At 65.7% G+C, this 23,773-nt stretch carries 20 protein-coding genes; 14 read left to right on the top strand and 6 right to left on the bottom strand.

Features of this window, described 5'->3' with window-relative positions:
• Positions 1-36 precede the first annotated feature (36 nt).
• The 3 genes from I6F28_RS22885 to I6F28_RS22875 are packed head-to-tail and all read right to left on the bottom strand — an operon-like array spanning position 37 to position 4,847.
• The gene (locus tag I6F28_RS22885) at positions 37-1,782 is read right to left on the bottom strand and encodes an ATP-binding response regulator (RefSeq protein ID WP_109142153.1); all 1,746 of its coding nucleotides are present in this window, start codon (positions 1,780-1,782) and stop codon (positions 37-39) included.
• A complete protein-coding gene (locus I6F28_RS22880) occupies positions 1,752-3,782 on the bottom strand; it encodes a sensor histidine kinase (protein WP_192893386.1) in 2,031 nt (676 codons plus the stop codon). Before I6F28_RS22880 ends, I6F28_RS22885 begins: the two co-directional genes overlap by 31 nt.
• Positions 3,783-3,836: 54 nt before the next feature.
• Positions 3,837-4,847 carry a TRAP transporter substrate-binding protein gene (locus tag I6F28_RS22875; protein ID WP_346656743.1) on the bottom strand — a complete coding sequence of 337 codons (1,011 nt, stop codon included), beginning with the start codon at positions 4,845-4,847 and terminating at the stop codon, positions 3,837-3,839.
• 299 nt (positions 4,848-5,146) lie between these two features.
• Here I6F28_RS22875 and ugpB point away from each other — a divergent pair, with 299 nt between their 5' ends.
• The 11 genes from ugpB (at position 5,147) to I6F28_RS22820 (ending at position 16,673) form a co-directional block, all read left to right on the top strand.
• Complete coding sequence (gene ugpB / locus I6F28_RS22870) at positions 5,147-6,469, top strand: sn-glycerol-3-phosphate ABC transporter substrate-binding protein UgpB (RefSeq protein WP_197424430.1); 1,323 nt, start codon at positions 5,147-5,149, stop codon at positions 6,467-6,469.
• A gap of 251 nt (positions 6,470-6,720) precedes the next feature.
• A complete protein-coding gene (locus tag I6F28_RS22865) occupies positions 6,721-7,680 on the top strand; it encodes an aminoglycoside phosphotransferase family protein (RefSeq protein WP_225141185.1) in 960 nt (319 codons plus the stop codon).
• A 352-nt stretch (positions 7,681-8,032) separates the two neighbouring features.
• A complete protein-coding gene (locus I6F28_RS22860) occupies positions 8,033-9,652 on the top strand; it encodes an ABC transporter substrate-binding protein (protein ID WP_225141183.1) in 1,620 nt (539 codons plus the stop codon).
• Between the two features lie 218 nt (positions 9,653-9,870).
• Positions 9,871-10,884 (top strand): ABC transporter permease, encoded by a 1,014-nt coding sequence (locus I6F28_RS22855; protein ID WP_225141181.1) that lies wholly within the window; start codon positions 9,871-9,873, stop codon positions 10,882-10,884.
• A 3-nt stretch (positions 10,885-10,887) separates the two neighbouring features.
• Positions 10,888-11,787, top strand: a complete 900-nt coding sequence (locus I6F28_RS22850) for an ABC transporter permease (RefSeq protein WP_225141179.1) — start codon at positions 10,888-10,890, stop codon at positions 11,785-11,787.
• Positions 11,788-11,881: 94 nt separating this feature from the next.
• A complete protein-coding gene (locus I6F28_RS22845; RefSeq protein WP_225141177.1) occupies positions 11,882-13,711 on the top strand; it encodes a dipeptide ABC transporter ATP-binding protein in 1,830 nt (609 codons plus the stop codon).
• A gap of 26 nt (positions 13,712-13,737) precedes the next feature.
• Positions 13,738-13,917 carry a DUF4089 domain-containing protein gene (locus I6F28_RS22840; RefSeq protein ID WP_036001861.1) on the top strand — a complete coding sequence of 60 codons (180 nt, stop codon included), beginning with the start codon at positions 13,738-13,740 and terminating at the stop codon, positions 13,915-13,917.
• A 4-nt stretch (positions 13,918-13,921) separates the two neighbouring features.
• The gene (locus tag I6F28_RS22835; protein ID WP_225141175.1) at positions 13,922-15,316 is read left to right on the top strand and encodes an AtzE family amidohydrolase; all 1,395 of its coding nucleotides are present in this window, start codon (positions 13,922-13,924) and stop codon (positions 15,314-15,316) included.
• A gap of 1 nt (position 15,317) precedes the next feature.
• Positions 15,318-15,713, top strand: coding sequence for an oxalurate catabolism protein HpxZ (hpxZ, locus tag I6F28_RS22830; protein ID WP_036020310.1), 396 nt, complete (start codon positions 15,318-15,320; stop codon positions 15,711-15,713).
• Positions 15,710-16,432, top strand: a complete 723-nt coding sequence (locus I6F28_RS22825; RefSeq protein WP_025033634.1) for a GntR family transcriptional regulator — start codon at positions 15,710-15,712, stop codon at positions 16,430-16,432. The genes hpxZ and I6F28_RS22825 overlap by 4 nt, the downstream gene beginning before the upstream one ends.
• A 100-nt stretch (positions 16,433-16,532) precedes the next feature.
• The gene (locus tag I6F28_RS22820; RefSeq protein ID WP_225141173.1) at positions 16,533-16,673 is read left to right on the top strand and encodes a hypothetical protein; all 141 of its coding nucleotides are present in this window, start codon (positions 16,533-16,535) and stop codon (positions 16,671-16,673) included.
• Between the two features lie 90 nt (positions 16,674-16,763).
• Here I6F28_RS22820 and atzF read toward each other — a convergent pair whose 3' ends face one another.
• Together atzF and I6F28_RS22810 are read right to left on the bottom strand one after the other, a co-directional pair.
• Positions 16,764-18,572 carry an allophanate hydrolase gene (atzF, locus tag I6F28_RS22815; RefSeq protein WP_225141171.1) on the bottom strand — a complete coding sequence of 603 codons (1,809 nt, stop codon included), beginning with the start codon at positions 18,570-18,572 and terminating at the stop codon, positions 16,764-16,766.
• Between the two features lie 185 nt (positions 18,573-18,757).
• A complete protein-coding gene (locus I6F28_RS22810) occupies positions 18,758-19,264 on the bottom strand; it encodes a MarR family winged helix-turn-helix transcriptional regulator (RefSeq protein WP_225141169.1) in 507 nt (168 codons plus the stop codon).
• Positions 19,265-19,415: 151 nt separating this feature from the next.
• On the opposite strand from I6F28_RS22810, the gene I6F28_RS22805 reads away from it, so the two are divergent.
• Positions 19,416-21,263, top strand: a complete 1,848-nt coding sequence (locus I6F28_RS22805) for a feruloyl-CoA synthase (RefSeq protein ID WP_225141167.1) — start codon at positions 19,416-19,418, stop codon at positions 21,261-21,263.
• Positions 21,264-21,608: 345 nt separating this feature from the next.
• Here I6F28_RS22805 and I6F28_RS22800 read toward each other — a convergent pair whose 3' ends face one another.
• Complete coding sequence (locus I6F28_RS22800; protein ID WP_036001836.1) at positions 21,609-22,115, bottom strand: MarR family winged helix-turn-helix transcriptional regulator; 507 nt, start codon at positions 22,113-22,115, stop codon at positions 21,609-21,611.
• Positions 22,116-22,198: 83 nt separating this feature from the next.
• Here I6F28_RS22800 and I6F28_RS22795 point away from each other — a divergent pair, with 83 nt between their 5' ends.
• Together I6F28_RS22795 and I6F28_RS22790 are read left to right on the top strand one after the other, a co-directional pair.
• Complete coding sequence (locus tag I6F28_RS22795) at positions 22,199-23,407, top strand: cytochrome P450 (protein WP_225141165.1); 1,209 nt, start codon at positions 22,199-22,201, stop codon at positions 23,405-23,407.
• An 11-nt stretch (positions 23,408-23,418) separates the two neighbouring features.
• Positions 23,419-23,742: a 2Fe-2S iron-sulfur cluster-binding protein gene (locus I6F28_RS22790; RefSeq protein WP_225141163.1), complete on the top strand. Its 324-nt coding sequence runs from the start codon at positions 23,419-23,421 to the stop codon at positions 23,740-23,742.
• Positions 23,743-23,773 lie beyond the last annotated feature (31 nt).

The raw sequence follows: 23,773 nt of genomic DNA, 5'->3' as shown, positions 1-23,773 counted from the left end.
CTTTGCATCATGGGCTTTGCATCACGGGCTTTGGCATCACGGCATTTCAGTCGCGGGGAGGGTGATGGTGAAGGTCGAGCCCTTGCCGGGGCCCTCGCTCTCGGCGGTCACTTCGCCGCCGTGCATGTCGATGATACGCTTGACGATGGAGAGCCCAAGTCCCGTCGAGCTCTCCCCGGCGGTTGGCTTGGCCGACAGCCGCTGGAACCGGCCGAACAGCCGGCCGAGGTCCTCCGGCGACAGCCCGGCGCCCTCGTCGCTGACGCTGACGATGGTGTCGCTGCCCTCGTGGACCACGGTGACGTCGATCTTGCCGCCGATCGGTGAGTATTTGATGGCGTTGCTGATGAGATTGTCGATCGCCTCGCGGATGCGGTCGGTGTCGCACATGGTGACGATGTTGGGCGGCGCCGTGACGCTGATCGCCTGCTGCTTGTTGACCGCGAGCGGCTGGTTGGCCTCGGCGACCTCCTTGACTAGGGCGGCGACGTCGACCGGCTCGCGGCGGATGGTGATGTCGAAGGCATCGGCCATCGCGTCCGAGATCAAATGATCGACCATCGTGGTCAGGCGCTTGGTGGCGTCGCGGATGTGGTCGACCTGGGCGACGACCCCGCTTTCCGAGGCGCCGGTCGAGATCAGCTCCTTGAGCATCTCGGTGCGCCCGAGAATGACGCCGAGCGGGTTCTTCAGGTCGTGCGCGACGGTGCCGAGAATCTCGTTCTTGAAGCCGTTGGCGCGCTGCAACCGCAGCCATTGCGCCGAGAGGCGGCGGTTGGCCTGCATCAGGGCGCGGGTGCGCTGGGCGACGCGGTCCTCCAGCTGGGTATTGGCGTCCTGCAGCTGCTGGTAGAGGATGACGTTGTCGAAGGCGATCGAGAGCCTGGAGGAGAAGATCTCGACCAGCGAACGGTCGGTCTCCGACAGCTCGCGCTCGGCCTGGAGGAGCACCACGACCTCGCGGCCCGATCCGGTGCGCAAATAGATCACGCTGCGATGGTCGGCGAACTCGTTCTTGCGGCGCTGGAACGCGGCCTCCACCATCTCGCGCAGCTCGGGGTCGAGCGCCTTCGACGAGGTGGTGCCAATGAAGCGGCTGTAGCAGCCGCTGCCGGCGAGCACCGAGAGCTCGGGATCGATGCCGCCATTGTCGCGCAGCACCAGGATGCCGGCGCAATCGACGTTGAGTAGCGAAGCGAGCTGGGTCAGGACGCCCTCGGCGAGCCGCTGCATCGACTTGAAGTCGTACAGCGTGGACGCCGCATCGATGATGATCTCCAGCCCGCGCCGCGTCTGCACCATGCGCTCGAGCTGCTGATAGGAGCGCAGCGCCGCGGTCAGCGAGGTGAACAGCTTGTCGGCGGTGAGCTCGGTCTTGGCCTTGTAGTCGTTGATGTCGTACTGAACGATGACGCGCCGCTCCGGCGCCTGGCCGGGCTGGCCGGTGCGCAGGATGATGCGCACGGTCTCGTTCCGGATCTCGTTGCGGATGAACTCGACCAGCTCGAGGCCGGCGACGTCGGTCTCCATGATGACGTCGAGCAGCACGGCGGCGACGTCGCGGTGCTCGGCCATCAGCTTGCGCCCTTCGGCCGCGGAATAGGCCGACAGGATCTCCAGGCTCTGGCCGTTCAGGCTGTAGTCCGACAGCGCGAAACGCGTACCGTCATGCACGGCCGGATCGTCATCGATGACGGCGATCTTCCATTTCCGGGCGTTGCTGTCCTCCGACGCGGTACCGGTGTCGTCGATCAGGTGGAGGACATCGTCCTGTTCGGCCATTGCGAAGATCCGTCACTTTCTGTGCTTTGCGCGCCGCCCTTGGCGACGCGGGGCATGATAATGCGAAAAGTAGTGCCTTGTCCCAGCTTGGATTCCAGCATCATCCGGCCGCCGAGCTGCTGGGTGACGAGGTTATAGACGATATGAAGGCCAAGTCCCGTGCCGCCTTCATTGCGCCGGGTGGTAAAGAAAGGGTCAAAGGCCTGGCGCTGCACGTCCGGGGTCATGCCGGCCCCGTCGTCGGAGAAGCTGATCTCGATGTCCTCGGTGCCGCGCGGCCGCGCCGAAATCGCGATCCGGCCGGCGCGGCCGTCGGCGAAGGCGTGGTTGGCGGCGTTGAGGAAGAGGTTGGTCAGGATCTGGCCGTAGGAGCCGGGATAGCCGTCGAGCAGCAGCCCCTCGGGGACGTCGACCTCCAGCGTGATCGGCGAGCGTTTCAGGACCGGCTTGAGGCTGGCGATGATCTGGTCGGTGGCTTCGCTTAAGGAGAACTGCCGCCGCTCGGCATGGGAGCGGTCGACCGCGACCTGCTTGAACGACTGGATCAGCTCGCCGGCGCGGGTCAGGTTGGCGACGAGCTGCTGCGAGGCGTCGCGCGAGGACTGCACGAATTCCTCCAGCTGTGAGCGGCGCAGGCCACCCTCGCCCTTGAGCTGGGCTTCGAAAATCTCGGTGCGCCGGGCAAAGCTCGAAGCCACCGTCAGGCTGATGCCGATCGGGTTGTTGACCTCGTGCGCGACGCCGGCAACCAGGCCGCCGAGCGCGGCCAGCCGCTCGGCGTCGATCAGGTTCTGCTGCGCGGTGTTGAGCTCGAGCAGGGCGCTCTCGGCCTTTTCCTTGGACGCGCGCAGCTCGTCCTCGGTCCGGCGCTTGGCGATCGCGTTCTCGCGGAATACCTCGACCGCGCGTGCCATGGCCCCGACCTCGTCGCGCGCTTTCGTGCCCTGCACCTCGCGGTCGAGGTCGCCGAGCGTGATCGCCCGCATCGCGGTCATGATCTGCTGCAGCGGCAGGCGGATCGACAGCGCGATCAGGACGCCCGCGGTGAGGATGATGCCGAGGAAGATCACCGCGATCGACAGCACCCGGCGTGAGATATCCGCCAGCGTGCGGTCGAACACCTCCTGCGCCTTCTGCTCGCGCTGGCGCATCTTGGTCGAGAGGTCGTCGATGGCGCCGATCGCCTCGGCCTGGCTGGCGTCGATGGTGTTGCGGAGCAGCTCGGTGCGGCTCGCAAGCTGCTCGGAGAGCTTTGCAAAACCCTCGCGAAGTGCGGCGGTGCGGGCCGCGAGCCGCCGCAAGGCCATCTTCTGCAGGTCGTTGTCGGCGAGATCGATCATGACCGGGATGGTCCTCTCGATCGTCTCGGTATGGCGGCGCGCGTCGTCGGCGGCGCCCGACGACTGCGATAGATAGTAGGAATTGGCCGCGACCAGCATCGCGGTGAAGGCTTCGCGGGATTTGCCGAGCGAGGGCCAGATCAGCGCGTCGCGATGGCCAGTGGCACCCTCGATGATGGAGTAGAGGCCCGCCATGTCCCTGGCTGGGCCCTGCACCTGCTCCTCATAGGTCTTGGCGATGGTGGACTGCACGCTGCGCAGCTCGCCGAAGCCGTTGAGGAAACGGTCGGTGGTGCGCTCCAGCTCCTCGACCGAGCCTGATAGCATCGGGTCCTTGGCGGCGCGATTGGTCAGCGTGCCCAGCACCGCCTCGCGCAGCAACAGGATCTCGGCGAACAGGTCCGGACTCGGCTGGTTGATGTAGCGGTGGATCAGGTTCTGCAGCCGCCCGGTCTCGCTTTCGAGCAGCGCCAGGATCCGGTCGGACTCGCGCACCTGGCGCACATCGTCCCAGGCCGAGCCGAGCACCTTGGCGCCGTTCCAGATCATCGCCACCAGCACCACGACCACGGCGGAGTTCAGCGCGGCGATCGACAGGATGCGCCAGCGGATCGGCACCGCCCGTAAGAGGCCGACGATGCGCGCGCGCAGCTGCCCGATCGGGCCGGGTGGCTTGTCCGCGTGATCGCTATGTCCAAGCGCAGCCAACAGGCCTCACTCCACCTTGCGAATCCGTTCGATCAGCGCGGCCGCCGCGGGGTCGCGCGCGGCCTTGGCGTAGATTGCGGCCATGGCGTCCTCGAACGGCTTGCGGTCGATGTCCCTGATGATGGTGACGCCGGCTTCCTGCGCCTTGCGCTGCGACTGTTCCTCGAGGTCGCGCCACTTCTCGCGCATGAACCGGCTGGAGCGCTGCGCGGCCTCCTTAAAGATCGTCTGCTCCTCCGCCGACAGGCTGTTCCAGGCCTTCAGAGAGATCACCAGCACCTCCGGGCTCATCGTGTGCTCGGTCAGCGTGTAATGGCCGGCATGCTTGTAATGGTTCGTGGTCACGAAGGATGGCCAGTTGTTTTCGGCGCCGTCGATCAGATGGTTGGCAAGCCCGGTGAGCACCTGCCCGTAGGGCAGCTCGACCGGTTCGGCGCCGAGCGCGCGCATCATCTGGCTCATCAACTCCGACTGCTGCACGCGGATCCGCAATCCCTTGAGGTCCGCGATGGTCTTCACCGGGCGGACCCCGTTATAGATCGAGCGCGCACCCGAATCGTAGAAGGCGAGCCCGACGAAGCCGTAGGGCTCGAAGCTACCGAGGATCTCGCTGCCGACAGCTCCGTCCAGCACCTTCTGCATGTGCTCGATGGACCGGAACAGGAACGGCATCGCCAGCACGTTCATCGCCGGGACGAAATTGCCGATCAGGGCGACATTGGTCCGGTTGAGGTCGATCGCACCGGCCCGGGTCTGCTCGATCGTCTCCTTTTCCTCCCCGAGCTGGCGGGAGTGGAACACCTTGATCTCGTGGCGGCCCTTGGTGCGCTCGGCGATCAGGGCGCCCATGTAGCGCAGCGCCTGGACGGTCGGGTAGTCCTCGGCCTGGGTGTCGGCGGCGCGAAATTCGCGCGCAACCGCACTCGTCGCGCGCATGCTCGACGAGACTGCGGCAAGCAGAAGCGCGACGAAGACCACCCCGGTCCGCGAGAGTTCGGCACGGCTCAACACTGGCACACTCAACCCCTCAGTGGTGGAGTCTATGGCGGAAGGAAAAGGTTCAATGCAATCTAAAGCGTTTTCAAGCGAAGTAGATACCGGTTCGCGTAAAGAAAACCCGTCAAATTAATAATTTAGAACCCATTCCGATTGGAACGGGGCTGCAGCAGATGTTAAGAGGAAGTCCCATCCCGCCCCCGGCCAGCGGGCTGATTGTGCGGCGCGGCCGGCGTTCATTCCCGGTTGAAACGACCAATGCCGGGCCTTAAGCAGGACAGCCGCCTCGTCGTCGCCGCGGCCTGGGAAGAGCCATCCTGATGTCAGCCTTGCGCCTTTTGCAGCTCGTTGCCGCCTTTGCGGCCCTCGCATTGGCCGCCCCTGCGCGGGCCGCCACCGAGATCGCCTGGTGGCACGCCATGTCCGGCGAGCTCGGGCGGCAGCTGGAAAAGCTCGCCGCCGACTTCAACGCCTCGCAATCCGATTACCGCATCGTGCCCGTCTACAAGGGCAATTACACCGAGACGGTGACGGCCGCGATCTTCGCCTTCCGCTCGCGCACCCAGCCCGCCATCGTCCAGGTCAACGAGGTCGCCACCGCCACCATGACCGCGGCCAAGGGCGCGATCTATCCGGTGTTCAGCCTGATGCGGGACCAGGGCGAGCCGTTCTCGCTCAGTGATTACCTGCCCGCGGTCTCCGGCTATTACACCGATGCGGCCGGCAATCTGTTGTCCTTTCCGTTCAATTCCTCGACGCCGATCCTGTACTACAACAAGACCATGTTCCGCGACGCCGGCCTCGATCCGGAGGCGCCGCCGAAGACCTGGCCGGAACTGGGAGCGGCCGCCAAGCGCCTGCGCGACCGCGGCGCTGCTTGCGGCTTCACCACGTCCTGGCCGTCCTGGATCCATGTCGAGAATTTCGCCGCCTTCCACAACCTCGCGGTCGCGAGCCGGGCGAACGGCTTCGCCGGGCTGGATGCGGAATTGACCATCAACAATCCGAGGCTGGTGCATCACGTCGCGGCGCTCAGCGAGTGGCAGAAGACCAGGCTGTTCGATTATAGCGGCCGTGGGCAGTCGGCCGAGCCGCGCTTCCAGAAGGGCGAGTGCGGCATCTTCATCGGCTCCTCGGCGACGCGCGCCGACATCAAGGCCAATTCGAAGTTCGAGATCGGCTACGGCATGATGCCCTATTGGCCCGACGTGAAGGGCGCGCCGCAGAACTCGATCATCGGCGGCGCCACGCTGTGGGTGCTGCGCGACCGTCCGCGCGAGGAATACAAGGGCGTGGCGCGCTTCTTCGCCTATCTGTCCCAGCCCGGCGTGCAGGCCGCCTGGCACCAGAACACCGGCTATCTCCCCGTGACCCGCGCAGCCTTCGAGCTGACGCGCTCGCAAGGCTTCTATGAGCGCAATCCGGGCTCGGCGATCTCGTTCGAGCAGATCACGCTCAATCCGCCGACCGAGAACTCCAAGGGCATCCGGCTCGGCTCCTTCGTCCTGATCCGCGGCGTGATCGAGGACGAGCTCGAGCAGGCCTTCGCCGGCCACAAGAGCGCGCAATCAGCGCTCGATTCCGCCGTCGAGCGCGGCAACAAGCTCTTGCGCCAGTTCGAGCGCGCCAGTCCCGAGCGGTAGGGTGTGTTGCGATTAGGTCTCGCCGCCGCTGCGAACGAGGTGCGCTCCCTCCCCCGCTTGCGGGGGAGGGTTGGGGAGAGGGTTCTCTCCACGTTGGGATTGTCTGAAGTCTGCGGAGAGTGTCCCCACGTGGAGAGAGCCCCCACCCGGCGCTTCGCGCCGACCTCCCCCGCAAGCGGGAGAGGTGCACCGTCTCCTTGGCTCGCACCGAGTCAACCAAAGTTGCCCCTGCATTCGATACGCGAGTGCAGATGACAATCACGCAGTCGCAACAGCTGCCTCACCTCGCCGACGCCGCAAGCTTCCGCGCCTTTCGCTCCGATTCCTCACAATGGCTGCCGATCGCCCTCGACATCGCACGTAGCCATGGCCTCGATGCCGGCTCGCCGCATGTGTTTGCGACCGGCACCAATCTCGTGGTCGGCCTCGGCGAGACGCTGATCCTGAAGATCTTTCCGCCGCTGCTCGCAGCGCAATTCGTCTCGGAGCGCGCGTCGCTGGCGCAGCTCAAAGGCCGTCTGCACCTGCCGATCCCCGAGATCGTCGCGGAGGGGATGCGCGACGGCTGGCCCTATCTCGTCATCACGCGCCTTGCCGGCACGCTGGGTTCGGAGGTCTGGCCATCACTGCCGGAGCCGCAGAAGGAGCGGCTGCTGCGCCAGATCGGCGAGACCATTGCGAGCGTGCAGCGCGCGCCGCTTGGACCGCTCGCGCATATCGAGCCGCGCTGGGACGCGTTCTTGCGCCGGCAGATGCAGGCTTGCCGCGCGCGGCACGAGCGTCTCGGCCTCGCACCAAAATTCCTCGAGGGCCTCGACGACTTCCTGCGCGATGCCGCAAAGCTGATCCCGATGGACGCGCCGCCGGTGATCCTGATCGGTGAATACATCCCCGAGAACTTTGTGCTCGCCTGTGACGACGGCCAATGGTCGCTCGGCGGCCTGTTCGATTTCGGCGACGTGCTCACGGGGTGGCGCGATTACGATCTGCTCGGCCCCAGCGCCTTCATGGCGGCGGGCCGTCCGGGCAGAGTGAAGAGCCTGCTCGAAGGCTTTGGCTATACGACACTGGATTTTACCCTCAAGCGCCGCCTGATGGCCCTGATGCTGCTGCACCGCGCCAGCGACCTGAACAGCCACATCTGCATCGAGGGCTGGCAGGAGCGGGCGGATGATCTGGTTGAGCTGCAGGAGTTGATCTGGCCCAACTGAGTGCCCCCTCCGTCATTCCGGGGCTCCGCGCAGCGGCGAGCCCGGAATCCATTGTGCCGCGCGTTCTGCCGCCCGATGGATTCCGGGTTCGATGCTGCGCATCGCCCCGGAATGACTCTGGGGCCGGGGCGAGCGCCGGCGGCTGCCTCCATAATGATCCCTCAAAGTCGATCAGCCTAAGTTTTACGCAATTGTGCGTCTTTGTATGCAATTGCGCGTTGCGGTGCAGAGTGCTGAGAACAGGAATAACTTGTGATATCAGCGACTTAGATGGACTTTAGTCTTCCGTTAAGCCTTGGCACAAACCTTGCGAATCCAGTTCCAGCCAAAAACTTTGTGTTGGAGCGATTTCATGAAGCGCCGCGATTTCCTCAAATCCGTTTCCGGGTTGGCCGCTGGCGCGGCGCTCCCGGCCATGCCGTCCGTGATCTCCTCGGCCAAGGCCGATGCCCGCTCGGAGACCTTGCTGATCGTCTCGGAAGGCGGCCCCAACAATCTCGACATCCATGGCATCGGCACCAACGTGCCCGGCTATGAAGTCTCCTGGAATTGCTACGACCGCCTGATCAGCCACGAGATGAAGAGCGGTCCTGGCGGCGTGCCCTATTACGACCGTGACAAGTTCAAGGGCGAGCTCGCCGACGACATGAAGATCGACGACATGTCGGTCACCTTCAAGCTGAAGAAGAACGCCAAATTCCACGACGGCGCGCCTGTTACCGCGAAAGACGTGAAATGGTCGCTCGACCGCGCCGTCAGCGTCGGCGGCTTCCCGACCTTCCAGATGAGCGCGGGTTCGCTCACCAAGGCCGAGCAATTCGTCGTGGTCGACGATCACACTGTGCGCGTCGACTTCCTGAAGAAGGACAAGCTGACGATCCCCGATCTAGCCGTGATCGTGCCCTGCATCGTCAATTCCGAGCTGGTGAAGAAGCACGCCAGCGAGAAGGATCCCTGGGGCCTCGAATACACCAAGCAGCAGACGGCGGGCTCCGGCGCCTACAAGGTCACGAAGTGGACCGCCGGCACCGAAGTGATCATGGAGCGCAATGAGGATTGGGTCGGCGGTCCGCTTCCCAAGATCAAGCGCGTGATTTGGCGCATGGTGCCGCAGGCCGGCAACCGCCGTGCGCTGCTCGAGCGCGGCGATGCCGACATCTCCTATGAGCTGCCGTTCAAGGATTTCCAGGAGATGAAGGCGAACGGCAAGCTCAACGTGGTGTCGCTGCCGTTCTCCAACGGCATCCAGTATATCGGCATGAACGTCACCAAGCCGCCGTTCGACAATCCGAAAGTGCGGCAGGCCATCGCCTATGCGTTGCCGTACCAGAAGATCATGGACGCCGTGCTGTTCGGTCTCGGCAATCCCATGTTCGGCGCAAAGGACAAGGCCACCGAAGTCGCCTGGCCGCAGCCGCACAAGTACAACACCGACATGGAGAAGGCGAAGGCCCTGCTGGCTGAAGCCGGTTACGCCAACGGCTTCGAGACCACGATCTCGTTCGATCTCAACTTCGCCGGCGTCAACGAGCCGCTCTGCGTCCTCGTGCAGGAGAGCCTCGCCCAGCTCGGCATCAAGACCACCATCAACAAGGTGCCCGGCGCCAACTGGCGCACCGAGCTCAACAAGAAGGAGATGCCGCTCTTCACCAACGTCTTCTCGGGCTGGCTCGATTACCCCGAGTACTTCTTCTACTGGTGCTATCACGGCAACAATTCCGTCTTCAACACCATGAGCTACAAGTCGGCGGCGATGGACAAGTTCATCGACGGTGCGCGCACGGCGGCCGCCACCGGCGACAAGGCCGCTTACGATGCCGACGTGAAGGGTTTCGTCGATCTCGCCTTCGCCGACGTCCCGCGCATCCCGCTCTACCAGCCCTTCGTCAACGTCGCGATGCAGAAGAACGTCAGCGGCTACCAGTACTGGTTCCACCGGCGGCTGGATTATCGCGCGATGGCGAAGGGGTAAGGGGTCATGAGTGAGGTGCGCACGCCTCTCTCATTCCCTCTCCCCTTGTGGGAGAGGGTGGCTCGCCGCGTAGCGGCGAGACGGGTGAGGGGTAGCCACGAACTCCGATCTCGCTTGTCGCTACCCCTCACCCCAACCCTCTCCCACAAGGGGAGAGGGGGCGCAGCGGCGCAAGCCGTGCGAGCTTGTTCCCAATCGGAATGCGGAAGGAGGTTGCTATGCTGACCATGATCGGCAAGCGCCTGATGTTCGCGATTCCCTCGCTGATCGGCGTCGTCATCGTCACCTTCCTGCTGACGCGCGCGCTGCCGGGCGATCCCGCGGCTTACTTCGCCGGCCCCGCCGCGACCAAGGAAGCCGTCGAGCAGATCCGCAAGAAGCTCGGCTTGGACAAGCCGCTGGTCGAACAGTTCTTCCGCTATGCCAACGATCTCGCGCATGGCGATTTCGGCAACTCGCTGACGACGGGCCAGCCGGTCGCCACCGAGATCCGCAACCGACTGCCGGCCTCGGCCGAGCTGACGCTGCTCGGCCTCTTCGTGTCCGTTGCGATCGCCATTCCGCTCGGCGTGCTCGCGGCAACGCGGCCGGGATCATGGATCGACCATCTCTGTCGGATCACGACCACGGCCGGCGTGTCGCTGCCGGTGTTCTTCACCGGCCTCGTGCTGGTCTATGTCTTCTATTTCCGGCTCGGCTGGTCGCCGGCGCCGCTCGGCCGTCTCGGCGTGTTCTACAGCGCGCCGCCGACGGTGACAGGCTTCTATCTGATCGACACCCTGATCGCGCGCGATCTCGAGGCGTTCCGCTCGGCGCTGAGCCAGCTCATTCTTCCCGCAACGACGCCCGCAATCTTCTCGCTGGCGCCGATCGCGCGCATGACGCGCGCGTCGATGCTCGCGGTGCTCGCATCCGAATTCGTCCGCACCGCGCGCGCCAGCGGCCTGTCGCCGGCAACCGTGATCGTCACCTACGCGTTCCGCAACGCGATGCTGCCGGTCATCACCACGCTCAGCATGGTGTTCTCGTTCCTGCTGGGGGCCAACGTGCTGGTCGAGAAAGTGTTCGCATGGCCGGGCATCGGCTCCTACGCGGTGGAAGCGCTGATCTCCTCCGACTTCGCGCCGCTGCAGGGTTTCGTGCTGACCATGGCGGTGATGTACGTGCTGCTCAATCTGATCATCGACATTTTGTACGGCGTGATCGACCCGCGCGTGCGGTTGGAGGGCTAGGCTATGAGCTCCGTTGCGCCTGCTGTTGAACCTGTCGGCCCCGCCCGCACGTCAGGCCTCGTCGCGGTGCTTGAGCAGACCCGTTACGTCCTCAGCGAGAACAAGGTCACGGGCTTTGCCTTTGCGCTGCTCCTGATCATCGTGTTCGCTGCGCTGTTCGGCCCTTACGTGGTGCCGTACGATCCGCTCGCTTCGGACACCGCGGCTGCGTTGAAGCCGCCGTCGGCGGCGCATTGGTTCGGCACCGACCAGCTGGGCCGCGACATCTTCAGCCGCGTCATCGTCGCCACGCGCCTCGACTTCTTCATCGCGATTGCGTCAGTTACGCTGGTGTTCTTGATGGGCGGCCTTGCCGGCATTGCGGCCGGCTATTTCGGCGGCTGGACCGATCGCGTCGTCGGCCGCATCGCCGACACCATCATGGCCTTTCCGCTGTTCGTGCTGGCGATGGGCATCGTCGCCGCGCTCGGCAACACCGTGCAGAACATCATCCTGGCCACCGCGATCGTCAACTTCCCGCTCTATGCCCGCGTCGCGCGCGCCGAGGCCAATGTCCGCCGCAATGCCGGCTTCGTGCAGGCCGCACGTCTCTCTGGCAACGGCGAATTCCGCATCCTGCTGGTGCACATCCTGCCGAACATCATGCCGATCATGATCGTGCAGATGTCGCTGACCATGGGCTACGCCATCCTCAACGCGGCCGGCCTGTCCTTCATCGGCCTCGGCGTCCGCCCGCCGACCGCCGAATGGGGCATCATGGTCGCCGAAGGCGCGGGCTTCATGGTGTCAGGCGAATGGTGGATCGCGCTGTTCCCCGGCCTTGCGCTGATGATCGCGGTGTTCTGCTTCAATCTCCTCGGCGACGGCCTGCGCGACATCGTCGATCCCCAGCGGAGGACGTGATGGCAGCCGTGCGTCCGAAATTCTCCAATGATTTCAGTCGCCGCTCTACTGTGCATGGGGTTGTTTTCGAGTGTTCGAGTGACGGGAGCCGTCCATGACTTCCCAGCCGCTGCTCGACGTTCAGGACCTCACGGTCGAATTCACCACCCGCCGCGGCATCGTCAAGGCGGTGCAGCACGTCAACATCTCCGTCGCGAAGGGCGAGACGCTCGCCATCGTCGGCGAGTCCGGCTCCGGCAAGTCGGTGACCTCCTACGCGGTGATGCGCATTCTCGACCGCGCCGGCAAGATCGCCGAGGGCTCGGTGATGTTCTCCGGCATCGACGTCAAGGCCGCCACCGAAGACCAGATGCGCGATCTGCGCGGCCGCGAAGTCTCGATGATCTTCCAGAACCCGCGCGCCGCGCTGAACCCGATCCGGAAAGTGGGCGATCAGATCGAGGACGTGCTGCGCACCCATGTGCAGCAGGCCCAGGTCGCAGATCACGGCGAGAAGGCGATCGAGGCGCTCGAGCAGGTCAAGATCGCCCGCCCGCGCGAGCGCTATCACGCCTATCCGTTCGAGCTGTCGGGCGGCATGTGCCAGCGCGTCGTCATCGCGCTCGCGCTGGCCTGCAATCCGCAGCTGCTCATCGCCGACGAGCCGACGACCGGATTGGATGTCACCACGCAGAAGGCGGTGATGGACCTGATCGTCGAGCTGACGAAACGTCGCGCCATGTCGACCATCCTGATCACGCACGATCTTGGCCTCGCTGCCGCCTATTGCGACCGCGTCGTCGTCATGGAGAAGGGCCGCGTCGTCGAGACCGCCACCGCCGCCGACATTTTTGCCAACCCTCAGCACCCCTACACCAAGAAGCTGATGCGCGCGACGCCGCGGCTCGGGGTGAGCTTGCGCGATCTGCTGCCGGAAGAGGAGACTCTTGCCTCTCCCCGCGTGCGGGGAGAGGCCGACGCACGAAGTGCGGCGGGTGAGGGGGACTCTCCACGAGTCGAGTTCGCAGAGGCAGCCCCTCACCCCAACCCTCTCCCCGTGAAGGACGGGGAGAGGGAGCAGAGCGGTGCAAGCGGGGAGAGGGAGAAGACGCTCCTCCTCCGCGTTGAAAAGCTCGTCAAGGAATATCCCCGCCAGGGCGCGACCGCCGTGCTCGGTAAACTGTTCGGCCGCAAGCCGGCTGTGGAGCCGGACGTGTTCCGCGCCGTCGACGGCATCAGCTTTTCGATCGGCCATGGCGAGAGCGTCGGTCTCGTCGGCGAATCCGGCTGCGGCAAATCGACCACGTCGATGATGGTGATGCGCCTGCTCGACCAGACCTCCGGCCTGATCCAGTTCGACGGCGAGGACATCGGCGGCATTCAGCCTGCCGCCTTCGCCCGGCTGCCGCAGCGCAGCCGCATCCAGATGGTGTTCCAGGACCCGACCGACAGCCTCAACCCGCGCTTCACCGCCGCGCGCGCGATCGCCGACCCGATCATGCAGCTTGGCGATATCAAGGGCCGCGACGCGCTCCGCGCCCGCTGCGAGGAACTCGCCACCATGGTCGGCCTGCCGCACAATCTGCTCGACCGCTTCCCGCACCAATTGTCCGGCGGCCAGAAGGCCCGCGTCGGCATCGCCCGTGCGATCGCGCTGCATCCCAAGCTCGTCATCCTCGACGAGCCGACCGCAGCGCTGGACGTCTCGGTGCAGGCTGTCGTCCTCAACCTGCTGCAGGACCTCAAGGCGCGGCTAGGTATGAGTTATCTGTTCGTCTCGCATGATTTGAACGTGGTGCGCTTGTTGTGCGATCGTGTCATTGTGATGCGGACCGGACGGATCGTCGAGGAAGGCTCTTCCGAGCAGGTTCTCGGCGATCCCAAGGACGACTACACCAAGGAGCTGCTGACGGCGATCCCGCATCCGCCGTTGCCGATCCACTGAGACTGCACTGATTGCTTGAGAGCGTGATGGCCGAACCCCTGGACGACTATATCGACGCCGTATCGAAGGCGCTGGCGCTGCCGATCGAGGAGGCCTGGCGGCCTGCCGTGCGCGCCAACCTCGAGGTCTCGTTGCGGCTTGGCCGTCTGGTCGACGAATTTGCGCTGCCGGACGAAACCGAGCCGGCGCCGATCTTCACGGCCTGACGCCATGTCCGCCAAGCCAGAGATGACGGCCTCCGAGATCGCAAGTGCGGTTGCGGGGCGCAAGATGTCCGCGCTCGATGCCACTGAAGCTGCGCTCGCGCGCATCGCGCGGCATGACGGCATCCTCAATTCCTTCACCGACGTCACCGCTGAACGCGCCCGCGCGAAAGCGCGCGCGATCGATGCGGATCTCGCGGCGGGCAGGACAATCGGTCCGCTCGCCGGCGTACCCTTCGCGGTCAAGAACCTGTTCGATGTCGCGGGCCTGCCGACGCGCGCCGGCTCGAAGATCAACCGGGACCTAGCGCCCGCCAAGCGCGATGCGACGCTGATCGAGCGGATGGAGGCGGCCGGCGCCGTTCTCGTCGGTGCGCTCAACATGGGCGAATACGCCTACGATTTCACGGGCGAGAACATCCACGACGGTCCCTCGCGCAATCCGCACGACACCACGCGGATGAGCGGCGGCTCCTCCGGCGGCTCGGGCAGCGCCGTCGGCGGCGCGCTGGTGCCGATCGCGCTCGGCTCCGACACCAACGGCTCGATCCGCGTGCCGTCGTCCTTCTGCGGCATCTTCGGCCTGAAGCCGACCTATGGCCGGCTGTCACGCGCGCGCTCCTTCCCGTTCGTGGCGAGCCTCGATCATCTCGGCCCGTTCGCGCGCTCCGTCGCCGATCTCGCGCTCGCCTATGACGCGATGCAGGGTCCGGATGCCGACGACGGCGCCTGCACCACGGGCGGGCCAGAGCCCGTCACGCCGCGGCTCGATGAGTCCATCTCCGGCCTGCGCGTTGCGATCGCCGGCGGACACTTCCAGAAGAACGTGTTTCCGGAAGCGGTCGAAGCCGTCAGCCGCGTCGCCCAGGCGCTGGGCGCGACGCAAGTGGTGGATGTTCCCGAAGCATCGCGCGCCCGTGCGGCGGCTTACGTCATCACCACCACCGAAGGCGCTTCGCTCCATCTCGATCGCCTGCGCAAGCGCCCTGGCGATTTCGACCCGGCGGTGCGCGACCGGCTGATCGCGGGCGCCATGGTGCCGGCCTCGCTGGTCGACCGCGCGCAAAAATTCCGCCGCTGGTATCGCGCGCAGCTTGCCGAGATCTTTCGATCGGTCGACGTGCTGCTGGCGCCGGCGACGCCCTGCACCGCGCCGAAGCTCGGACAGGTCAATTTCAATCTCGACGGCGTCGAGCTGCCGGTGCGCGCCAATATCGGAATCCACACCCAGCCGATCTCCTTCATCGGCCTGCCGGTGGTCGCGGTCCCCGTGCCGCTCGAGCCGCTGCCGATCGGCGTGCAGATCATTTGTGCGCCCTGGCGCGAGGACATCGCGCTGCGCGTCGCGCACGCATTGGAGAAGGTGGGCGTCGTCGCTGCGCCCGCGCCGAGAGGGTTCTAAGATGCAGATCGATCTCCCCGACGTGATCGCGGAAGTCAAAGCCGCGTTCGAGCGCTATGAGCAAGCCCTCGTCAGCAACGACGTCGCCGTGCTCGGCGAGCTCTTCCGCAACGATCCGCGCACCTTGCGCTACGGCATCGGCGAGAACCTCTATGGCTACGAGGCAATCTCCGGTTTCCGCGCCGGCCGTTCGCCGGTCGGGCTGAACCGCCGCACCGCCAAAACCGTGATCACCAGCTATGGCCGCGACACGGCCGTGGCGTCCACCTTGTTCTATCGCGATACGGCTCCCGGCAAGGTCGGCCGGCAGATGCAGACGTGGATACGTTTCCCGGAGGGCTGGCGCGTCGTTGCCGCTCATGTCAGCCTCATCGAGGAGCCGAAAGAGACCGTATGACGCTTGATGATCTTCCGCAGGGCGCATTGCCGGCCGAGCCGGTGGTGCCGCGCGTTGACCGTGCATCGCCGTCGCTGCTGAAGGTCACGCGCGCCGAGGAGCTGCGGCTGCAGCTTGCCGACGAGATCGTGCGGGGAACGCTGGCGCCGGGCTCGCCGCTGGACGAGACCGACATCGCGCGGCGCTTCAACGTCTCGCGCACGCCGGTGCGCGAGGCGCTGCGCCAGCTAGTGGCGAGCGGCCTCGTCGAGGCGCGGCCGCATCGCGGCGCCGTGGTGGCGCGGCCATCCGTCGAGCGGCTGAAAGGCATGTTCGAGGCGATGGCGGAGCTCGAGGCCTTGTGCGCCGGTCTTGCCGCCGAACGCATGTCGGCGGCGGAGCGTCACGGCCTGGAGGCCGTCCACGAGGAGCTGCGGGTGCTGAGCTACACCGGCAATCCCGAGCGCTTCCACGAGGTCAACGAGCGCTTCCACAACGCGATCTACGCCGGCTCGCAGAACGGCTACATCGCCGAGATCACGCTCGCGACCCGCGTCCGCGTGCAGCCGTTCCGCCGCGCCCAGTTCCGCAACCTCGGCCGCCTCGCCAAGTCGCAGGCCGAGCACGACCGCGTCGTCGTCGCCATCATGCGCGGCGACAAGCAGGGTGCCGCCGCCGCCATGCGTGCGCACATCGAGCTGGTGCGCGGGGAGTATGAGATCTACGCGGTGTCGGTGTGAGTTGCGTGTTCACCACGAGGTGAAGGAGAGGCGTCGGTTCTCAGGAACCCGGCTTTGCACCGATCGTTTCCTCCCATCGATCCGATAAGGAGAAAACACCATGGCCTCCTCCGAGAAAGATCCGCGCCATCACACCCAGAAGATGAAGCAGCGTCTACAGGAGACGGTGACGCATCTGCGCGAAGACATCCGCAAGGTCGACGAGCCCCAGCTCACCGCGATGTTCGAAACGTCCGCATAGGTGCTGTCCGGCCTCGTCAAGGCGTTCGACGATTACGACAAGAAGAACGAAGCCGCCTGGCGCAAGTCGGCGTGAGGCCGCGGTCGCTGTCTACGCCGTCGTAGCTTCAGCCATAAACTTGCGCCAGCCGCCATAGGCGGTGATGTCGCGAGCTTCGCCCAGCACTTCCGGCTCGACCAAAAATCCCTTCACGCTGCGGCCGTCGGCGAGCCTGATCGTGCCGATCGCCATGGGCGCGGGAATCGCGTTGACGAACTTGCCGAAGGCGGAGGACGACAGCGACCAGATCTCCAGCTCGATCGCAGCGCCTTTGCTGGCCTCAACGCGCAGCATGCCCGGCTTCGGCGGCGTCGTCTTGAGCGCATAGAGCTTGTAGTCGGGCGCGGTCTTCGTCGCCTCGATCAGCTTTCCGTTCAGCGCCGTCAGCTCGCCGTTCAGCGCCATGCCAGTGAGATGCGCGCCGACCACCGCAATCGGGATTTCATCGCCATTGCTTGCGGGCAGTGGCGCGAGCGGGGCCTGTGCCACACCTTTCGCGCCGACCGTCAGTTTGGTATCGGCATGGAACACCCGGCCGATGCTCGCGAGCAGCGCGTCGCGCCCTGCGGGCGCCAGCAGCGTGATGCCGAACGGGATGCCGTCGCTGCGCATCGCAGCCGGCACGGCGAGGCCGCAGAGGTCGAGCAGGTTGACGAAATTGGTGTAGGTGCCGAGCCGGCTGTTGAGCTCGATCGGATTGGCCAGCACCTGCGCGGTCGTATAGGCCGTCGGCGCCGTCGGCAGCACCAGCGCGTCGATGTTGGCGAACGTGCGCTCGGCGATCTTGCGCAGGCCCTGCAGGCGATAGAGCGCCGAGAAGGTTTCCGCCGCGGTCAGCCGCGCGCCGGCCGCGGTGATCTCCCGCGTGACGGGGTGGATCGTGTCTGGCGCGGACGCCAGCAGGTTCTTGATCACGAGGTAACGCTCGGCGACCCAGGGGCCCTCATAGAGCAGCCGCGCCGTCTCGTAGAACGGCTCGAGGTCGAACTCGACCAGCTTTGCCCCGAGCGCGGTCCATCGCTTCAGCGCATCGTTGTAGGCGGCTTCCGCTTTCTTGTCGCCGAAGAAGATCAGCTGGCCGTTGCGCGGCACACCCAAGCGCAGGTTTGCCGGCATCGGCGTGATCGCGCCGAACGGCCGGTCGCGCGAGAATGGATCGGCCTGGTCGGGGCCGGCCATCACCGACAGCGCGAGCGCGGCATCGGCCACCGTCAGTGCGAACACCGAGATGCAGTCGAGCGTGCGGCAGGCCGGTACCAGGCCTGCGGTGGAGATCATGCCGAGGCTCGGCTTCAGCCCGACGATGTTATTCAGCATCGCCGGCACGCGGCCCGAGCCGGCGGTATCCGTGCCGAGCGACAACGGCACGAGCCCGGCGCCGACCGCAGTGGCCGAGCCCGAGCTCGAGCCGCCGGGAATGAGATCCTCGCGGATCGAATTCCGGGGAATGCCGTAGGGCGAGCGGACGCCGACGAGGCCGGTCGCGAACTGGTCGAGATTGGTCTTGCCGATGATGATCGCCCCCGCTGCGCGCAGGCGCTCGACGGCGGTCGAGTCGTGCGTGGGCGTGTAGGAGAAAGCCGGGCAGGCCGCTGTAGTCGGAAAGCCGAGCGCGTCGATATTGTCCTTCACCGCGACCGGCACGCCGTAAAGCGGCAGGCTGGCAGCATCCGCCCGGGCCGCGAGCTTCTCCGCTTCCGCGATCGCGTCCTTCTCGTCGCGCAGGCTGATGAACACGGCAGGATCGTCGTGATCACGGATGCGCCGATAGGTCCGCGCGACGGTCTCTGCCGGCGTCAGCGTCCCCGCGCGGTGCGCGGCCACAATCGCGGCGATCGTTTCAGGCTGCTCGGCCCCCATGGCGGCAAAACTCCGGCAATTCGACTTCGCCCGGAGCGAAGCAAGCGATGTGCCATTGTGTACAGAATCCGGGCAGGATGATCGTGCCGGATCTTATCGTGCGATCAGTGGCTTGGGGGACATTTCGGCCGGCGCCCGGCCGGTCGCCTCAGTGACCTATCTGCCCAAATCATAGGCAGTCGGGATCAGGTGAAGCCGGAGAGGATCCGGAGCAGCTGTGCCCGGTTCTCCTTGCCGATCTTCGCCTCGACGTGCCGCTCGTGCTCGGCCGCGAGCCGCTTGAATTTCGTCAGCGCCGTCTCGCCCTGCGCAGTGAGGTGCAGCGCATGCGAGCGCCGGTCCTCTTTCGACTTGATCCGCTTCACCAGCTTGCGCTGTTCGAGGCTGTCGAGCAGGTGCACCAGCCGGGCACGCTCGATGCCGAGGCGTTTGGCCACCGCCATCTGCGACAGGCCCGGATTGGCGCCGATCACGGTCAGCACCGAATATTGCGTCGGCCTGATGTCGACCTCGCCGAGCGTCTTGATGAAGTCCTGAAAGATCCAGATCTGGAAGCGCCGCACTGCATAGCCGGCGTGGCCGACCAGCGCGTCGAGGCCGACGCCGTCGGCGCCATCGCCTGGTGCCGCGCCGTTGCCGGCGCGCTTGCGTGGGGCGTGGCGGCCGTGGGCCCGGGATGCTGTGGCTGTCACGTCGTGTCTCCTGTCGCGCAACCCTAGCGCCCTTGGGCCAAGAGCGAAAGATTGTTGTTGACGACAACAATTGCCACGCCCAACATTATGACCAAAGCGGCCCGGAACGAGGCTGCGCCGATCCTGTAAACCGGGATGGAGGAGGAAACACATGACAGCCGCCTCACATGGTGACGTTGCAGGCCTGTTCGCAGTCCCAAGGACCGTCGCGGAGCATCGGCCCGACGGCAGCATCGTTCTGCGCTCGCCCGAGCCTCTCGGCGAGACTGCGCGCTGCACCGGCGATTGGCTGGAGCAATGGGCGCAGCAAAGGCCGGATGCGATCTTCCTCGCCGAGCGCGGCAATGTCGAAATGCCCTGGACCACCGTCACCTATGCGCAGGCGCTTCGCAAGGTGCGCGCCGCCGCGTCCTGGGTCCTGGCACAAGGGCTCAGCGCGGACCGCCCCGTCGCGATCCTCTCGGACAACAGCATCGATCATGCGCTGCTCGCGCTCGCCGCCCAGCATGTCGGCGTCCCCTCGGCGACGATCTCGCCGGCCTATTCGCTGATGTCGAAGGACTTCGACAAGCTCAAGAGCATGATTGCGCTGCTCGATCCGGGCGCGATCTACGTCTCTGCGCTCCAGCCGTTCGCGCCAGCGCTGGCCGCCATCAAGCCGTTGCACAGCGCACACATCATCAGCGGCAATGCCGATGACGTCGACGCGCTCGCGTTCCACGCCATTGCGGCAACGCCCGAGACGCCTGACGTCGCAAGAGCCTTCGCCGCGGTGACGCCTGATACGATCGCAAAATTCCTGTTCACCTCGGGTTCGACCGGCACGCCGAAAGCCGTCATCAACACCCAGCGCATGCTGACGTCGAGCCAGCAGGCCAAGGCGCAGACCTGGACCTTCCTCGAACGGAGCCGCGATCTCGTCATTCTCGATTGGCTGCCCTGGAGCCACACCTTCGGCGCCAACCACAATTTCAACCTCGTGCTGCGCAACGGCGGCGCGCTCTACATCGACGGCGGCAAGCCCGCGCCCGGCCTGTTCGCGACCTCGCTCGCCAACCTTAGAAGCGTGATGCCGACGGTCTATTTCAACGTGCCGCGCGGCTTCGACATGCTGATCGCCGCGCTGCGCAGCGACGAGGAATTGCGCCGCCGCTTCTTCGACGAGGTGAAATTCGCGTTCTATGCCGGCGCGGCATTGCCGCAGAATCTGTGGGATGCTCTCGAAGAGCTCTCACTCGAGACGGTCGGCCGCAAGCTGCCGATGGTCTCGGCCTGGGGCTCGACGGAAACCTCACCGCTCGCCACCGACTGTCATTTTCTCGCCGAGCGCTCCGGCAATATCGGCGTGCCCATTCCCGGCACCGAGCTGAAGCTCGTCACCTCCGGCGACAAGCTGGAGGTGCGGGTGCGTGGCCCCAACGTCACGCCCGGCTATTGGAAGGCACCCGAGCTGACCAGGCAAGCGTTCGACGAGGAGGGCTTTTACTTAATCGGCGACGCGGTGAAGCTTGCCGATAGCGCGCGCCCCGAGCGCGGCCTGTTCTTCGACGGTCGCGTTGCCGAAGACTTCAAGCTCAATTCCGGCACCTGGGTCAGCGTCGGCGGCTTGCGCGTTGCCGGCATCGCCGCGCTGGCGCCGCTGGCTCAGGACATCGTCGTCGCCGGCCACGGCGGTGACGAGGTGCGTTTCCTCGTGTTTCCGAACATCGTGGCCTGCCGCGCCCATGCCGGTCTGCCCGAAACGGCGGCGGCCAGCGACGTGCTGGCACACGACAAGGTCCGCAGCGCCATCGCGCAGGGTCTGGCGAAGCTGAAACAGCAGAGCGCCAACTCCTCCGGTCACGCCACCCGCGCGCTGCTGCTCGCCGAGCCACCGTCGGTCGACGGCGGCGAGATCACCGACAAGGGCTACATCAACCAGCGCGCCGTGCTGACGCGCCGCGCCGATGCGGTAGCGCGGCTGAACGATGATGCGTCGGGTGAGTGGATCGGATTGTAAAGGCCGAGTTAGCGACGCCACATTCCGCTGTCATTCCGGGGCGCGCCTCTTGGCGCGAGCCCGGAATCCATTTCACCGTAGGGGTGGTGCACGATGGATTCCGGGTTCGCGCTACGCGCGCCCCGGAATGACGAGTGGGATACGCCAACAACCCTGTCGCAATATCCTGCTGATTCTTTTGTTGCCTAAGCAACTAATCTGTGCGAACCGTTCCAGACAGAGATGACGGCGGGCGAACCGCCGCGTTCTTTTCTGGAGGAAGCAATGCGCGGCAGAAGGGGTGCCGTCGGCAAATGCCGGCGCATGATCGGGAGTGACGGGAGCTTGCGCGCCGCGCGCGACCCGTCAGGTGTCGACGCTGCCGGTGACTGCGCCGAGATTTTCGTGCAGCCGGCGCAAGAGATCGATCAGCACCTCGCGTTCGTCCTTGCTGAGGCAGGACAACAGCCGTCGCTCGCGTTCGAACGCAGCGACGATCACCTTGTCATGGGTGGCGCGGCCCCTTGCCGTCAACGAGATCGAGTGGGTGCGGCCGTCGTTCGGGTCGGTGCGGATCGACACCAGCCCGCGCTTTTCGAGGCCGGCAAGCGTCCGGCTCACCGGCCCCTTGTCGAAGCCGATGACGTGGCAGATGCGCGAGGCCGGGATGCCGGGTTCGATCGCCAACAGCGACATGATCCGCCATTCGGTGACGTTGACACCGAACTCGCGCTGATAGAACGCGGTCGCGCTGTTCGAGAGCTTGTTGGCGATGAAGGTGATGAACGCCGGGACGTAACGGTCGAGATCGAGCGTAGGCCCTGCATCATGGGGCGCGGGCTTGTGGCGGGCTTTGGTCGAGGACGGCGGCATATCGGGTTTCTGACTCGCGGCGGGCCCAAAGACCTAAGGGCATGCGTCGTCCTTTCACAAGATCAAAATGAGGGAGGTCTTCCATGACCGCATCCGGCTGCGCGGGATCGGGTGTCCCGCATCTCGACGTCGACCCCTTCGACATGAGCTTTTTTGCCGACCCCTATCCGGCGCATGAGCTGCTGCGGGAAGCCGGCCCCGTGGTCTATCTCGACAAGTGGAACGTCTACGGCGTGGCGCGCTATGCCGAGGTCCACGCTGTGCTGAACGATCCCGCAACCTTCTGCTCCAGCCGCGGCGTCGGCCTTTCCGACTTCAAGAAGGAGGCGCCGTGGCGACCGCCGAGCCTGATCCTCGAGGCCGATCCGCCGGCGCACACCCGCACCCGCGCCGTCCTGTCAAAAGTGTTGTCGCCGACCGTGATGAAGCAGGTTCGTGACCGCTTTGCCGAGGCGGCCGAGGCGCGTGTCGATGCCCTGCTGCAGATGCGCAGCTTCGATGCGATCGCGGATCTCGCCGAGGCCTATCCTCTGTCGATCTTTCCGGATGCGCTGGGCCTGAAACCGGAAGGGCGCGAGCATCTGATTCCCTACGCAAGCGTGGTATTCAACGCGTTCGGCCCACCCAACCAGTTGCGCCAGCAGGCGATCGAACGATCGGCGCCGCATCAGGCCTATGTCGCCGAGCAGTGCCAGCGCGAGAATCTGGCGCCCGGCGGCTTCGGCGCCTGCATCCATGCACAGGTCGACGAGGGCGCCATCACGCCCACCGAAGCGCCGCTGCTGGTGCGCTCGCTGCTGTCGGCCGGACTCGACACGACGGTCAACGGCATCGGCGCTGCGGTGTATTGCCTCGCGCGCTTTCCCGATCAATGGCAGCGGCTGCGCGACGACCTCACGCTCGCGCGCGGTGCCTTCGAGGAGGCCGTGCGCTTCGAGAGCCCGGTGCAGACCTTCTTCCGCACCACCACCCGTGAGGTCGAGCTCTCCGGTGCGCGAATCGGTGAGGGCGAGAAGGTGCTGATGTTCCTTGCCGCCGCCAACCGCGATCCGCGGCGCTGGGATGCCCCCGACAGGTACGACATCACCCGCCGCACCTCCGGCCATGTCGGCTTCGGCTCCGGCATCCACATGTGCGTCGGCCAGCTCGTCGCCCGCCTCGAAGGCGAGGTGATGCTGACGGCGCTGGCGCGCCGCATCGCGAGAATCGAGCTCACGGGCGAGCCGAAGCGCCGTTTCAACAACACGCTGCGCGGGCTCGACAGCCTGCCTGTGACGATCACCCCGGCCTGACGAGGAGCTTGATGCCTGCCATTACCTTCATCCATCCCGACGGCAAGTCCGATCGCGTCGAGACCGCAGGCGGCGAGAGCGCCATGCAGGCCGCGACCCGTCACGGCCTCGACGGCATTCTGGCCGAATGCGGCGGCAACGCGATGTGCGCGACCTGCCATGTCTATGTCGACGAGAGCTGGCTCGCGCGCCTGCCTGCGATGGCCGACGACGAGGATGCGCTGCTCGACGGCACCGCCGCTGAGCGGCGACCGACGAGCCGGCTGTCCTGCGAGATCACGATCACGCCCGATCTCGATGGGCTCGTCCTGAAGTTGCCAGAGCGGCAGGTCTGATCTGCCAAGCCGTCGGATCTTCAAAATATCA

Origin of the sequence: Bradyrhizobium sp. NBAIM14 (assembly GCF_020193895.1) — a bacterium.
GTDB classification, from domain to species: domain Bacteria; phylum Pseudomonadota; class Alphaproteobacteria; order Rhizobiales; family Xanthobacteraceae; genus Bradyrhizobium; species Bradyrhizobium yuanmingense.
Note: the sequence above shows the minus strand (reverse complement) of the source record. Positions and strands in the feature narration are given on the sequence as shown.